A 14,157-nucleotide genomic window follows, 5' to 3' on the forward strand; every position below is an offset into this window, starting at 1 on the left:
CGCGAACGGCCCGGCCGGAGGGGCGTATCCCCTCCGGCCGGGCCGGCCGGTGTGTGTGCGGATCCGTCAGATCTCGCCGCGGAGCTTGGCGAGCGCCTCCGCGAGGATCGCCTCACCGTCGGCGTCGCTGCGGCGCTCCCGGACGTAGGCGAGGTGGGTCTTGTAGGGCTCGGTACGCGGCGGGTCCGGCGGGCTGTCCCGGTCCTTGCCTGCCGGGAAACCACAGCGCGGGCAGTCCCAGGTCTCCGGAACCTGCGCATCGCCGGCGAAGCTGGGCTGCGTCTCGTGCCCGTTGGAGCACCAGAAGGAGATGCGGATGCGCGGCGCGGACTCGCCGCGCTCGGCCTCCCCCATCGGCCCCGCCCCGACCCGACTTCCTCGGATCGCGTTGCCACTTGCCACGGTCGTAACTCCCTGCGTAATGGTGCTGCCACGCTTTCACAGCAGCTGCGCTGCGGAACGCCCCAGTCTACGTAAGGCCCAACGCGCGTCCAGTGAGCGGAGTTACCCCTCCTAGGACGCCGCCCTCATGATAGGCCGCGCCTCCGACGGTATGTCAGTTACCGAGCTTCATCAGTACGCCAAGGACCACAATGCAGGCGAACCACAGCAGACCGATCACGATGGTGATGCGGTCCAGGTTCCGCTCGGCGACCGAGGAGCCGCCGACCGAGGACTGCATACCGCCACCGAACATGTCGGACAGGCCGCCACCCTTTCCCTTGTGCATGAGCACCAGCATCATCAGCAGCAGACTGAAGACGATGAGGGCGATCGAGAACCCGATGACCACGGCTGGACCAACTCTCTAGGACTGACGGACGGGCGTATGGAACAACATGTACGAAACAAATGGTGCGGGGCCGGGGACGGCGCTGCTGCACCGGTCCCGGCCCCGACAGGGTACGACGAGGGCTCCCCCTCGTCATAGCTGCTACTGGTCGCGGAAGCGGACGATCTTCACAAACTCGTCCGCGTCGAGCGCCGCGCCGCCGATCAGCGCGCCGTCGACATCCGGCTGCGCCATGATCGCCGCGACATTGCCGGACTTGACCGAGCCGCCGTACTGGATGCGGACCTTGTCGGCCAGCTCCTGGCTGTAGAGCTCGGCGAGGCGGCCGCGGATCGCACCGCAGACCTCCTGCGCGTCCTCGGGGGTGGCGACCTCGCCGGTGCCGATGGCCCACACCGGCTCGTAGGCGATCACGATCGTCTCGGCCTGCTCGGCCGGGATGTCCTTGAGACCGCCGTCGACCTGGGCGAGGGTGTGCGCGACCTGGTTGCCGGCCTTGCGGACGTCCAGGCCCTCGCCGACGCACAGGATCGGGGTAAGGCCGTGCTGGAAGGCAGCCTTGACCTTAGCGTTGCAGATCTCTTCGTTCTCGCCGTGGTACTGACGGCGCTCGCTGTGGCCGACGGCCGCGAACGTGCACTTGAGCTTGGCGAGCATCGCGCCGGAGATCTCACCGGTGTAGGCACCGGAGTCGTGCGCGGAGAGATCCTGCGCGCCGTACTTGATCTTGAGCTTGTCGCCGTCGACCAGCGTCTGCACCGAGCGGAGGTCGGTGAAGGGCGGCAGGACCGCGACCTCGACGGCGTCGAAGTCCTTGTCGGCGAGGGCGAAGGCGAGCTTCTGGACGTGCGCGATGGCCTCAAGGTGGTTGAGGTTCATCTTCCAGTTGCCCGCCATCAGCGGGATGCGGCCGTTGTTGAGAGCGGTCACGGTGTTTCAGTCCTCCAGAGCGGCAAGGCCGGGGAGCGTCTTGCCTTCGAGGTATTCGAGGCTGGCGCCGCCACCGGTCGAGATGTGGCCGAAAGCATTCTCGTCGAAGCCCAGCAGCCGGACCGCGGCGGCACTGTCACCACCGCCGACGACGGTGAAGGCGTTCGAGTCCAGCAGACCCTGCGCGACGGCCTTGGTGCCGCCGGCGTAGTCGGGGTGCTCGAACACGCCCATCGGGCCGTTCCAGAAGACCGTGCCCGCGTCGGCGAGCTTCGCGGCGTAGAGCTCGCGGGTCTTCGGTCCGATGTCCAGGCCCTCCTCGTCGGCCGGGATGGCATCCGCGGCAACGATCTTGGGGTTGGCCGGGGCCTTGGTCTTCAGGTCCGGGAATTCGGCCGAAACCAGCACATCGACGGGGAGGACGAACTCCACGCCGCGCTTCTCGGCCCGCGCCAGGTACTCCAGGCACGCCGGGACCTGGTCCTCCTGGAGCAGCGAGATACCGACCTCGTGGCCCTTGGCCTTGAGGAAGGTGTACGCCATGCCGCCGCCGACCAGGATGCGGTCGGCCTTCTCCAGCAACTGGTCGATGACGGCGAGCTTGTCGGAGACCTTGGCGCCGCCGAGCGCGACCACGTACGGGCGCTTGACGTTCTCGGTCAGCTTCTTCAGGACGCCGACCTCGGTGGCGATCAGGTCGCCGGCGGCGTGCGTAAGGCGCTGGGGCAGGTCGTAGACGGAGGCGTGCTTACGGTGCACGGCGCCGAAGCCGTCGCCCACGTACAGGTCCGCCAGGGCGGCGAGCTGGTCGGCGANGCCGAAGCCGTCGCCCACGTACAGGTCCGCCAGGGCGGCGAGCTGGTCGGCGAAGGCGCCGCGCTCGGCGTCGTCCTTGCTGGTCTCGCCCGCGTTGAAGCGGAGGTTCTCCAGGACGGCCACCTGGCCGTCGGCCAGGCCCGCGGTCACGGCCTGGGCGGACCCGCCGACCGTGTCGGTCGCGAAGGCCACGTCCTGACCGAGGATCTCGCCCAGCCGCTCGGCGGCGGGGGCCAGCGAGAAGGCCGGGTCCGGGGCGCCCTTGGGGCGGCCCAGGTGCGAGGCGACGATCACCTTGGCGCCGAGCTCGGCGAGCCTGGCGATCGTCGGGGCGACGGCGCGGATCCGGCCGTCGTCGGTGATGGTGGTGCCGTCCAGCGGCACATTCAGGTCGGCGCGGACAAAGACTCGCTTGCCGGCGACGCCTTCGGTGGCGAGGTCGTCGATCGTCTTCATGGTGACTCCGTGACTCTGTTCGGAAAGTCAGTCATAGCACGGGGCCCGTACGACGCTTCATCGCGTCGTACGAGCCCCGCCCTTACATCCGTGGTGACTTAGCGGTCAGACACCGGTCAGAGCTGGCCGCCGACGAAGACGGTCAGGTCCACCAGGCGGTTGGAGTAGCCCCACTCGTTGTCGTACCAGCCGACGACCTTGATCTGCGTGCCCTGAGCCATCGTCAGCTTCGAGTCGAAGGTGCAGGAGGCCGGGAAGTTCACGATGTCCGAGGAGACGATCGGGTCCTCGGTGTACTCGAGAATGCCCTTGAGCTGGCCCTCGGCGGCCTTCTGGAAGGCGGTGTTGATCTCGTCCTTGGTGACCTCGCGGTCGAGCTCCAGGACCAGGTCGGTGACCGAGCCGGTGGGGACGGGCACGCGCATGGCGATGCCGTCCAGCTTGCCCTTGAGCTGCGGGAGGACCAGGGCGGTGGCCTTGGCGGCACCGGTCGAGGTCGGGATGATGTTCTCCGCGGCGGCGCGGGCGCGGCGCAGGTCGCTGTGCGGGAAGTCCAGGATGCGCTGGTCGTTGGTGTAGGCGTGGACCGTGGTCATCAGGCCCTTGACGATGCCGAAGCTCTCGTCGAGCACCTTCGCCATCGGCGCCACACAGTTGGTGGTGCAGGAGGCGTTGGAGATGACGTGGTGCTTGGCCGCGTCGTACTTGTCGTTGTTGACGCCCATCACGATCGTGATGTCCTCGTCCTTGGCGGGCGCGGAGATCAGGACCTTCTTGGCGCCGGCCTTGATGTGCTTCTCGGCGTCGGCCTTCTTCGTGAAGATGCCGGTCGACTCGATGACGATGTCGGCGCCGAGCTCGCCCCAGGGGAGGTTCGCCGGGTCGCGCTCGGCCATCGTCTTGAAGGTCTGGTTGCCGACCGTGATGGTGTCGTCGGTGTGGCTGACGTCCTGCTTGAGACGGCCCAGGATGGTGTCGTACTTGAGCAGGTGGACCAGGGTGGCGTTGTCGGTCAGGTCGTTGACACCGACGATCTCGATGTCCGCACCCTGCTCCAGGAGCGCGCGGAAGTAGTTACGACCAATGCGGCCGAATCCGTTGATGCCTACGCGGATCGTCACGAACCGATCTCCTCGTTGGTGCGCCGGCGCAGTTACCGGCGAGCTGTATGGGATGTCCCCGACCGCCCCCGACCCTACCCCTTGGACGAGACGTACGTGACATTGACATCGACGACCAAAGATGCTCAAGCGAGCGGCCCCGAGCTCCTCTGACTGCCGTCCGTACGCACCCCCTCCTGACGTCTGCACGCACGCGCCCCCGGCACCCATTACGGGCGCCGGGGGCGCGTGGGGAGAAGGATCGGCTCCGCTCAGCCGACCATGCCTTCGGCCAGCTCCTCGGTGAGGTTGGATTCGGTGCCGGGGATGCCGAGGTCCTGGGCGCGCTTGTCGGCCATCGCCAGGAGGCGCCGGATCCGGCCGGCGACGGCGTCCTTCGTCAGCGGCGGGTCGGCGAGGGCGCCGAGCTCCTCCAGGGAGGCCTGCTTGTGCTCCATGCGCAGCCGGCCGGCCGCCGCCAAGTGCTCGGGGACCTCCTCGCCGAGGATCTCCAGGGCGCGCTGGACCCGGGCGCCCGCGGCGACCGCGGCGCGCGCCGAGCGGCGGAGGTTGGCGTCGTCGAAGTTGGCGAGGCGGTTGGCAGTGGCCCGGACCTCGCGGCGCATCCGCCGCTCCTCCCAGGCCAGCACCGACTCATGGGCGCCGAGCCGCGTCAGCAGCGCGCCGATCGCGTCACCGTCACGGACGACGACGCGGTCCACGCCGCGCACCTCACGGGCCTTGGCGCCGATGCCCAGCCGGCGGGCGGCGCCGACCAGTGCGAGGGCCGCCTCGGGCCCGGGGCAGGTGACCTCCAGGGAGGAGGAGCGGCCGGGCTCGGTGAGCGAGCCGTGGGCGAGGAAGGCCCCGCGCCAGGCCGCCTCGGCGTCGCAGGTCGCGCCGGAGACCACCTGCGGGGGCAGGCCCCGGATGGGTCGGCCGCGGCCGTCGACCAGGCCGGTCTGCCGCGCCAGCTGATCGCCGCCGGCCACCACCCGTACGACATAGCGGCTGCCGCGCCGCAGGCCGCCGGGGGCCATCACCACCAGGTCGGAGCTGTGCCCGAAGATCTCCAGGATGTCCTTGCGCAGCCGCCGGGCAGCGATGCCCGTGTCCAGCTCCGCCTCGATCACAATGCGTCCGCTGACCAGGTGCAGACCACCCGCGAACCGCAGGATCGACGAGACCTCCGACTTCCGGCAGCAGGTCCGGGTGACGGGGAGCCGGGAAATCTCATCCTTCACCGCAGCCGTCATCGCCATGGGCCGATCCTTCCATGCATCCGAAAAATACGGTCGTACGCGGCTGCCAGCAGCTCCGGGTCGTGCCGGTCGGGGGCTCCCCCGGCGCTCGACCGGGCGTCGTCTCCTTGTGCGGCGACCGCCGCCAGCTCGACCTCGCTGCCGACAAGCTGCTTGGCGGCAACCGTCAGACCTTCGATGTCGGGCACGGCGGCCTTGTCGGCCAGCACCACGTCGAAGGCGAGTTTAGGGGCGTGTCGGGCCAAAACCTCCAAATGACGCTGCGGTGAGAAGCCATCGGTTTCGCCCGGTTGGGGCGCAAGGTTGAGCGAAAGGACTTTTCGGGCCTTGGTCTCCTCCAGCGCCTCGCGCAGTTCCGGCACCAGCAGATGCGGGATCACGGACGAGAACCAGGAGCCGGGGCCGAGCACCACCCAGTCGGCGTCGCGCACCGCGGCCACCGCCTCGGGGACGGCCGGCGGGGCCTTTGGGACCACATGGACGGACTGCACCTCGCCGCGTGTGAGCGCGACGGTGGCCTGGCCGCGGACCGTGGTGATCTCGTCCGGGCGCTCCGCGTCATGACCCCTGACCTCGGCCTGGAGTTCGAGCGGCACCGCCGACATGGGCAGCACCCGGCCGTGCGCGCCGAGCAGCTTGCCGACCAGGTCGAGCGCCTGGACATGGTCGCCGAGCTGCTCCCACAGGGCGACGATCAGCAGATTGCCGACGGCGTGGTCGTGCAGCTCGCCCTCGCTCTGGAAACGGTGCTGGATGACCCGGGCCCAGGTCTGGCCCCAGTCGTCGTCACCGCACAGCGCGGCCAGCGCCTTGCGCAGATCGCCGGGCGGCAGCACGCCCAGCTCGTCGCGGAGCCGGCCGCTGGAGCCGCCGTCGTCGGCGACCGTGACCACAGCGGTCAGATCGCCGGTGATGCGGCGCAGCGCGGCCAGCGAGGCGGACAGGCCCATGCCGCCGCCGAGCGCCACCACCTTGGGGGTGGCGCCCTTCGTCATACGGCCGCTGGGGACGAATCTGCGGACCCGGCGCAGCCGTGGCGTGCGCCCGCTCACTCGCGCCCCATGTCCCGGTGGACGACGACCGTTTCCACCCCTTCGGAGACCAGACGGCGGGCGAGCTTCTCGGACATCGCGACGCTGCGGTGCTTGCCGCCCGTGCAGCCGACCGCGATGGTCACATAGCGCTTGCCCTCGCGGCGGTAGCCCTCCGCGACGATCCGCAGCAGCTCGGCGTAGCCGTCCAGGAACTCCTTGGAGCCGGGCTGGCTGAAGACGTAGTTGGAGACCTCGTCGTTGAGGCCGGTGAACGGCCGCAGCTCGGGGACCCAGTGCGGGTTGGGGATGAAGCGGCAGTCGATGACCATGTCGGCGTCGACCGGCAGGCCGTACTTGAAGCCGAAGGACATGACCGTGGCGCGCAGCTCGGGGACCTCTTCGCCGGCGAACTGGGCGTCCAGCTTGGCGCGCAGCTCGTGGACGTTGAGGCTGGAGGTGTCGATGACCAGGTCGGCGTCGCCGCGCAGCTCGCGCAGCAGATCACGCTCGGCGGCGATGCCGTCGACGATCCGGCCGTCGCCCTGGAGGGGGTGCGGGCGGCGTACGGACTCGAAGCGGCGCACCAGGGCCTCGTCGGAGGACTCCAGGAAGACGATGCGGCGCTTGACGTTCTGCGCGTCGAGGGTGGCCAGCGACTCCTTGAGGTTGGCGAAGAAGCGGCGGCCGCGGACGTCGACGACGACCGCGATCTTGGCGACATTGCCCTGTGAGCGGGCGCCCAGGTCGACCATCGGCGGGATCAGCTCGGGCGGGATGTTGTCGACGACGAACCAGCCGAGGTCCTCCAGGCACTTCGCGGCCGTGCTGCGGCCGGCGCCGGACATCCCGGAGATGATCACCAGCTCGGGGATCGCGGCGCTCTCGCCCTGGTCGGTCGTGCCCGTACTCACCTGTGCACCGTCTCTCTCGGTTTCCTGCTCTTCGTGCGGAGTGCTCATCGGTCCTGCCCCCGTTCTGATGACAACGCGGCCGGCGGGGCCCCGTCATCCTCAATGATCTCTCCTGTGGCGGTGTTCACCGCGGGGGCGGACGGTGCCGCTCCCGCCAGCGCGGCGGCGACCGTCTCCGCGGTCTTGCGGCCGACGCCCGGTACCTCGCAGATCTCGTCGATCGTGGCGGCCCGCAGCTTCTTCAACGAACCGAAGTGCTTGAGCAGTGCCTGGCGGCGGGTGTCGCCCAGCCCGGCGACGGCGTCGAGCGGGGAGGCCTTCAGCCGCTTGGTGCGCTTGCTGCGCTGGTAGCTGATGGCGAAGCGGTGCGCCTCGTCGCGGACGCGCTGGAGGAGGTAGAGGCCCTCGCTGCTGCGCGGCAGCACGACCGGGTCGTCGTCCTCGGGCAGCCAGACCTCCTCCAGGCGCTTGGCCAGACCGCAGACGGCGACGTCGTCGATGCCGAGCTCGTCCAGGGCCCGGCGGGCGGCCGCGACCTGCGGGGCGCCGCCGTCGACGACCACGAGCTGGGGCGGGTAGGCGAACCGCTTGGGGCGGCCGTCCTCGTCGAGCGGGCGGCCGGCCGTGGGGTCCGGCTCCGGGCCGTCCGGGCCCGCCGTGACGGTGGCGTTCGCGATGCCGTTGTCGTCCACGCGGGCGTCGGCGGCCGGCTCCTCCGTCCACTCGCCGGACTTCTGCTTCTCCTGGAGGTAGCGCTTGAAGCGACGGCCGATGACCTCGTGCATGGAGCGGACATCGTCCTGGCCCTGGAAGGTCTTGATCTGGAAGCGGCGGTATTCGCTCTTCCGGGCGAGGCCGTCCTCGAACACCACCATCGAGGCGACGACGTCATCGCCCTGGAGGTGGGAGATGTCGAAGCACTCGATGCGCAGCGGCACCGAATCCAGGCCGAGGGCCTCGGCGATCTCCTCCAGGGCACGGGAGCGGGTGGTCAGGTCGGAGGCGCGCTTGGTCTTGTGCAGGGCCAGCGACTGCTGGGCGTTGCGCGCGACCGTGGCCATCAGGTCCTTCTTGTCGCCGCGCTGCGGGATGCGCAGCGAGACCTGGGAGCCGCGGCGCTGGGAGAGCCACTGCGCGACCGGCTCTACGGGCTCGGGGAGCGCCGGGACCAGGACTTCCTTGGGGACGGCGTCGCCCTGCTCCTCGCCGTAGAGCTGCTGGAGGGCGTGTTCGACGAGGTCGCCGGTGGTGACGGCCTGCACCTTGTCGGTGACCCAGCCGCGCTGGCCGCGCACCCGGCCGCCGCGGACGTGGAAGATCTGGACGGCGGCTTCCAGCTCGTCCTCGGCGACGGCGATCAGATCGGCGTCGGTGGCGTCGGCGAGCACCACGGCGCTCTTCTCCATGGCCCGCTTGAGCGCCCCTATGTCGTCGCGCAGCCGGGCGGCGCGTTCGTACTCCATCTCCTCGGCGGCGTCCTGCATCCGACGCTCCAGGCGGCGGATGTGGGCGCCGGTGCGGCCGGCCATGAAGTCGCAGAATTCCTCGGCGAGTTCGTGGTGCTCCTCGGCGGAGATCCGGCCGACGCAGGGAGCCGAGCACTTGCCGATGTAGCCGAGCAGACAGGGGCGGCCGATCTGGGCGGAGCGCTTGAAGACACCGGCGGAGCACGTCCGCACGGGGAAGACGCGCAGCATCAGGTCGACGGTCTCGCGGATGGCCCAGGCGTGGCCGTACGGACCGAAATAGCGCACGCCCTTCTTCTTGGCGCCGCGCATGACCTGGACGCGCGGGAACTCCTCGTTGAGGGTCACCGCGAGGTAGGGATAGCTCTTGTCGTCGCGGTACTTGACGTTGAAGCGGGGGTCGAACTCCTTGATCCAGCTGTATTCGAGCTGGAGCGCCTCGACCTCGGTGGAGACGACGGTCCACTCCACGGACGCGGCGGTGGTGACCATCGTGCGGGTACGCGGATGGAGGCCGGCCAGGTCCTGGAAGTAGTTGGCCAGCCGCTGGCGCAGGCTCTTGGCCTTGCCGACGTAGATGACGCGGCCGTGCTCGTCGCGGAACTTATAGACCCCCGGCGAGTCGGGGATCTGTCCCGGCTTGGGTCGATAGCTGCTGGGGTCTGCCATGAACACCACCCTACTGACCGCCACCGACAATCACGGTTCCCGGCCGCTCCCGTTCGCGGCCGGGCGGCGGCGGCCGAGGCCGTCAGTCCGCCACCGCCGGGGCCCCGGCCTGCGGCGCGGGCGGCTCCGGGAGGGCGAAGCGCCGGTGGAAGAACTGGATCAGCGGGCCGACGGCCAGCGCGTACAGCACCGTCCCCACGCCGATCGAGCCGCCGAGGAGGAACCCTGCGGCGAGCACGGTGACCTCGATGACGGTGCGCACCAGGCGGGTGGAGCGGCCGGTGCACCGGCACAGTCCGGTCATCAGGCCGTCGCGGGGGCCCGGCCCGAAGCGGGCGGAGATGTACAGGGCGGTGGCGATGCCGTTGAGGACGACGGAGCCGGCCAGCAGCGGGATGCGGACCGTCAGGGCGGCGGGCGGCGGGACCAGCCGGAGCGTGAGGTCCATGACCGTGCCGACGATCAGGACGTTGGAGACGGTGCCCAGGCCGGGGCGCTCGCGCAGCGGGATCCACAGCAGCAGTACGGCGGCCGAGGCGAGGACGACGACGGCGCCCATGGACAGGCCGGTGTGGACGGAGACGCCCTGGTGGAAGACGTCCCAGGAGTTGAGGCCGAGTCCGGCGCGCACCTGGAGGGCGGTACTGATGCCGAAGAGCACCAGGCCGGCGTAGAGATGCGCCAGGCGTCGGGTGAGGATCATCGTGGCCGGCCTCCGGGGCGAGGGGTGCGTGTGCGCCCCATCTTGCGGGCGGTGGCGCATCGGTGCGTGACGTAGCAGATCAACACAATCCCGCAGAAGGGGAAGTTCCGGCCAGCACACGCCAGGAGGGGACGTCAGGGACATGACGGCCCGTCAGCGGCCGTACAGGACAGAAGAATCCGCCGCCGCCCGACGCACGGGCCGGGCACAAATGCCGTCAATTCCGATAGTCGATCTCGTGGGCGATCACCGGATTGACGCGGAAGTGAGTGCCGCGTACGGCGCGGCTCGGCAACTCTGTCCGCGTGACTGCAGAACGCGTCCGTACGCCGGTCGACACGGCGCACGCCTGGTTCGCGGACTATCTGTGCCGCCCCCATGAATTCCTTGGCCGGGACGGTGCGGTCTGCCCGTTCGTCGAGCCGTCGCTGAAAGCGAATTCCCTGCGGGTGGAGGAGTGGCGGCTGCCTGCCGGGATCACCGCCGAGGCGCTGGCCGGTGTCGTCGAGCGGATGACCGCGACGTTCGCGAAGCTCGACCGGGTGGGCCGAAACCCCGCCCTGCACGCCCTCGTCGTGGTCCTGCCGCAGCTCGGGGCGGCGCACGGGGCGCTGCTCGACCAGGCGCAGCGGCGGGCGAAGACCTCTTTGGTGCGGCGCGGTCTGATGCTGGGGCAGTTCCATCCCCACTGTGACGAACGCGCCGCCCGCAACGGGGAATTCCCGGTGTCGCGGGCGCCGGTCGCGATGTTCGCGCTGCGGCGTATGGCCTTTCACGATGTGTTGTTTCTCGATTCCGACCCGGAATGGTTCGCGGCCTACCGGGACCGTTTCGGCACCAGATACCGGAGCGGAACGGCGCCCGATCCGCTGTTCGCGGAGCTGTTCCACCGAGCTCAGGAGAGATGGGAAGGGAAAAATCACGTGAGTGCCACACCACCCGACCTCGGGGTGAGCAGCGACACCGAGCGGGCCGCGCGGGCCGGCGCCACCGGCGGTGAGCCGGTCCTCGACTTCGCCGGGCAGAGCACGCCGTACATCGACTACCAGAGCATCGATGTGCTGCTCTCGCTCCAGCATCCGCGCTCCCCCGCGCCGTCCGAGCTGCCCTTCTACATCCTGGGGCAGGTCAAGGAGCTGCTGTTCAAGCTGGTCTACGAGGAGCTGGTCCGGGTGCGGTCGCTGCTGGACGGCGACCGGGTGCCGGACGCGGTGTGGGGGCTGCACCGGCTGCGGCGGGTGGTGGAGCTGCTGGTCGCGTCGTGGGACGTGCTGGGCACACTGGCGCCGACGGAGTTCAATGCGTTCCGCGATCACCTGGGGCAGGCGTCGGGCTTCCAGTCGTACATGTACCGGATGGTGGAGTTCGCGCTCGGCAACAAGGCGGCGGAGCTCGCCAGGGCGCACCGGGGCGTGCCGCACGTGCACCGTCAGGTTCAGGAGGCGCTGCACGCGCCGAGCGTGTACGACGCGGCGCTGCGGCTGCTGGCGCGGCGCGGTGCGGCGATTCCGGCCGGGGTGCTGGAGCGGGACTTCTCCGCCGCGTACGAGCCGTCGGACGCGGTCGAGCGGGCCTGGGCGGAGGTGTACCGCACGGGCGGCCCGGCCGATGAGACGTTTCTGCTCGCGGAGGCCCTGATGGGGGTCGCGGAGGCGGTCGGCCGCTGGCGGTCGGTGCATCTGCTGACCGTCGAGCGGATCATCGGCACCAAGCCGGGCACCGGCGGCACCCTGGGGACGGCCTGGCTGCGCCGGGCCAACGAGCATCGCTTCTTCCCTGAGCTGTGGACCTGCCGGGGGCTGCTGTGAGGGCCCTGGGCGGTGGGACGGCCGCCTTGGAGAAGGCCGCGCGGCGGGCCCGGCGGCTGGACGCGCAGGACCCGCTGGCGCCGTTCGTCGACCGCTTCGCACCGGTGCCCGACGGCCAGGTGTTCCTCAACGGCGGCTCGCTCGGCCGGCTGCCCGCCGCCACCCCGGCGCTGCTGGACCGGGTGGTACGCGGCGACTGGGGCGACCGGCTCGCCCGGGCCCGTACGCAGTGGCTGGACCTGCCGCAGCGGGTCGGCAACCGGATGGCCGCGGTCGCGCTCGGCGCCCGGCCCGGCGAGGTGGTGGTCAGCGACTGCACCAGCGTCAACCTCTACAAGCTGACGGTCGCCGCGCTGGACGCGCGCCCCGGCCGGCGCACCGTGGTGGTGGACGACGACAACTTCCCCACCGACCGCTATGTCGTGGCCGGTGTCGCCGCCGGCCACGGGCGGGCGCTGCGCACCGTGCACACCGATCCGGACGCCGGGCTCGACCTGGAGACGCTGCGGGCGGCGGTGGACGAGGACACCGCGGTGGTCGTGCTGTCGCTGGTCTCGCACCGCTCCGGGGCGCTGCTCGACATGGCGGAGGTGCACGAGATCGCGCACGCCCAGGGAGCCCTGGTGCTGTGGGACCTCAGCCATGCGGTGGGCGCGGTGGACCTCCAACTGGCCGCCACCGGCGCCGATCTGGCGGTCGGCGCCACGTACAAGCATCTGATGGCGGGGCCCGGCTGCCCGGCGCTGCTGTACGTACGCCGCGATCTGCAGTCGCAGGCCGTACAGCCGGTGCACGGCTGGTACGGGCACCGTGAACAGCTCGCCATGCGGCCCGAGTACGACCCGGATCCGACCATACGGCGCTTCCTGACCGGCACCCCGCCCGCCCTGTCGGTGGTCGCCGCGGAGCCCGCGCTGGATCTGCTGGCGGAGGCGGGGATGGCGGCGGTACGCGCCAAGAGCCGGGCGCTGACCGGGTTTCTGACGGAGCTGGCCGGGGCGGTACTGGTACCGCGCGGGCTGCGCCCGGCCGGGCCCGCCGACCCGGAGCGGCGCGGCGCCCATGTCACCTACCGGCATCCGCAGGCCGGGAAGCTGGTGCCGGCGCTCGCCGAGGCGGAGCTGTTCGTGGACTACACCCACCCGGACCGGGTGCGCCTGTCCCCCGCGCCGCTGTCGACCCGCTACGCGGATGTCGTCGAGGCGGTGCGGCGGTTCCGGGAGGTGCTGACCGCCTTCGACCCTCCCCCGTACCGCAAGGGCGCGGGGGTGCCCGAAGCGGCCGTCGACCCCTATGGGAGGGCCCTGTGAGCCGTCGTGTGCTGGTGACCGGAGCATCCCGCGCGGACGGCATCGGAGCCGCGATCGCCGTGGCACACGCGGCGCGCGGGGACCGCGTCGCGGTGCATGCCCGCGCGGACACGGCGGCCGGCGAGGCGGTGGCGGCCGCGCTGCCCGGTACCGGGCACACCACCGTCACCGGTGATCTCGCGGATCCGCGGCGGACCAGGGAGGTGTTCGAGGCGGCGGCGGCCGCGCTCGGCGGGGTGGACATCCTCGTCAACAACTCCGCGGTCCACCGGGAGCAGCCGATCGCTACCCAGTCGTACGACGACTGGCAGGAGGTGTGGCGGCACACGCTGGACGTCAATCTGATCGCCGCCGCGAACCTGTCCTGGTGCTTCGTACGGCATCTGCTGGACCGGCCCGGGGGCTCCACGGGCGGGCGGATCGTGATGGTCGGCTCGCGCGGCGGCTACCGGGGCGAGCCGGACTTCCCCGCCTACGGGGCGAGCAAGGCGGGGATGCATGCGCTGGCCCAGTCGCTCGCGGTGGCGCTGGGGCCGCACCGGATCGCGGTGGCGGCGGTGGCGCCCGGTTTCACCGTCACCGGGCTGACCGCGGAGCTGCTGCACGGCCCCGAGGGCAAGGACATCCTGGCCGCGCACCCACTGGGCCGCGTCGCCGACCCCGCGGAGATCGCGGCCGCCGTGGCCTGGCTGACCTCCGAGGAGGCGGAGTGGGCGACGGGGGCGGTGCTCGATCTCAACGGGGGGTCGTATCTGCACTGAGCTGCGCTGAGCTGCAAAGAGTTCGGGCGAAGGCCTGCCCGCCGCGCGGACGGCGTGCGGCGGGCAGGCGGCTCGGGTCAGCGGCTGCGTCGCCTGCGCAGCGCCGCTGTGCCGGACAGCCCCAGGGCGACCACGGCG

13 protein-coding genes and 1 pseudogene are annotated in these 14,157 nt (G+C 70.9%); 3 read left to right on the forward strand and 11 right to left on the reverse strand.

Going from position 1 to position 14,157, the window contains the following annotated elements:
* Positions 1–66: 66 nt before the first annotated feature.
* The 11 genes and pseudogenes from DY245_RS19690 to yczE form a co-directional block, all read right to left on the reverse strand.
* The gene (locus tag DY245_RS19690; protein ID WP_128508571.1) at positions 67–402 is read right to left on the reverse strand and encodes an RNA polymerase-binding protein RbpA; all 336 of its coding nucleotides are present in this window, start codon (positions 400–402) and stop codon (positions 67–69) included.
* Between the two features lie 154 nt (positions 403–556).
* On the reverse strand, positions 557–793 hold the full coding sequence (gene secG, locus DY245_RS19695) for a preprotein translocase subunit SecG (RefSeq protein ID WP_128508572.1): 237 nt from the start codon (positions 791–793) through the stop codon (positions 557–559).
* Between the two features lie 141 nt (positions 794–934).
* Entirely contained in the window at positions 935–1,690 is a 756-nt protein-coding gene (gene tpiA, locus DY245_RS19700; protein WP_128508581.1) for a triose-phosphate isomerase, read from the reverse strand.
* A gap of 39 nt (positions 1,691–1,729) precedes the next feature.
* The coding region (locus DY245_RS46445) for a phosphoglycerate kinase (RefSeq protein WP_244943139.1) at positions 1,730–2,538 on the reverse strand (809 nt) is incomplete at its 5' end.
* Position 2,539: 1 nt separating this feature from the next.
* Positions 2,540–2,995, reverse strand: a pseudogene (gene pgk, locus DY245_RS46450) (phosphoglycerate kinase); the annotation flags it as partial.
* Between the two features lie 116 nt (positions 2,996–3,111).
* Positions 3,112–4,116: a type I glyceraldehyde-3-phosphate dehydrogenase gene (gene gap / locus DY245_RS19710; protein WP_128508574.1), complete on the reverse strand. Its 1,005-nt coding sequence runs from the start codon at positions 4,114–4,116 to the stop codon at positions 3,112–3,114.
* A 251-nt stretch (positions 4,117–4,367) separates the two neighbouring features.
* Entirely contained in the window at positions 4,368–5,357 is a 990-nt protein-coding gene (gene whiA, locus DY245_RS19715; RefSeq protein WP_018091880.1) for a DNA-binding protein WhiA, read from the reverse strand.
* Entirely contained in the window at positions 5,348–6,409 is a 1,062-nt protein-coding gene (locus DY245_RS19720) for a gluconeogenesis factor YvcK family protein (protein ID WP_128508575.1), read from the reverse strand. Before DY245_RS19720 ends, whiA begins: the two co-directional genes overlap by 10 nt.
* The gene (gene rapZ, locus DY245_RS19725; protein ID WP_128508576.1) at positions 6,406–7,350 is read right to left on the reverse strand and encodes an RNase adapter RapZ; all 945 of its coding nucleotides are present in this window, start codon (positions 7,348–7,350) and stop codon (positions 6,406–6,408) included. Before rapZ ends, DY245_RS19720 begins: the two co-directional genes overlap by 4 nt.
* Positions 7,347–9,437, reverse strand: coding sequence for an excinuclease ABC subunit UvrC (gene uvrC / locus DY245_RS19730; protein WP_128508577.1), 2,091 nt, complete (start codon positions 9,435–9,437; stop codon positions 7,347–7,349). Before uvrC ends, rapZ begins: the two co-directional genes overlap by 4 nt.
* Positions 9,438–9,519: 82 nt before the next feature.
* Positions 9,520–10,140 carry a membrane protein YczE gene (gene yczE / locus DY245_RS19735; protein ID WP_128508578.1) on the reverse strand — a complete coding sequence of 207 codons (621 nt, stop codon included), beginning with the start codon at positions 10,138–10,140 and terminating at the stop codon, positions 9,520–9,522.
* A 305-nt stretch (positions 10,141–10,445) separates the two neighbouring features.
* Here yczE and DY245_RS47875 point away from each other — a divergent pair, with 305 nt between their 5' ends.
* The 3 genes from DY245_RS47875 to DY245_RS19750 are packed head-to-tail and all read left to right on the forward strand — an operon-like array spanning position 10,446 to position 14,019.
* Positions 10,446–11,948 carry a tryptophan 2,3-dioxygenase gene (locus DY245_RS47875; RefSeq protein ID WP_342354201.1) on the forward strand — a complete coding sequence of 501 codons (1,503 nt, stop codon included), beginning with the start codon at positions 10,446–10,448 and terminating at the stop codon, positions 11,946–11,948.
* A gap of 26 nt (positions 11,949–11,974) precedes the next feature.
* Positions 11,975–13,258, forward strand: a complete 1,284-nt coding sequence (locus tag DY245_RS19745) for a kynureninase (RefSeq protein WP_128508579.1) — start codon at positions 11,975–11,977, stop codon at positions 13,256–13,258.
* Positions 13,255–14,019, forward strand: coding sequence for an SDR family NAD(P)-dependent oxidoreductase (locus tag DY245_RS19750; protein WP_128508580.1), 765 nt, complete (start codon positions 13,255–13,257; stop codon positions 14,017–14,019). Before DY245_RS19745 ends, DY245_RS19750 begins: the two co-directional genes overlap by 4 nt.
* The last annotated feature ends 138 nt before the right edge of the window (positions 14,020–14,157 follow it).

It is taken from the genome of Streptomyces inhibens (genome assembly GCF_003389455.1).
Taxonomy (GTDB): domain Bacteria; phylum Actinomycetota; class Actinomycetes; order Streptomycetales; family Streptomycetaceae; genus Streptomyces; species Streptomyces inhibens.

Coding starts and splice junctions, on each gene's coding strand:
- yczE (WP_128508578.1), bottom strand. CDS start 10,140: ATGATCCTCACCCGACGCCTGGCGCATCTCTACGCCGGCCTGGTGCTC.
- uvrC (WP_128508577.1), bottom strand. CDS start 9,437: ATGGCAGACCCCAGCAGCTATCGACCCAAGCCGGGACAGATCCCCGAC.
- tpiA (WP_128508581.1), bottom strand. CDS start 1,690: ATGGCGGGCAACTGGAAGATGAACCTCAACCACCTTGAGGCCATCGCG.
- rapZ (WP_128508576.1), bottom strand. CDS start 7,350: ATGAGCACTCCGCACGAAGAGCAGGAAACCGAGAGAGACGGTGCACAG.
- whiA (WP_018091880.1), bottom strand. CDS start 5,357: ATGGCGATGACGGCTGCGGTGAAGGATGAGATTTCCCGGCTCCCCGTC.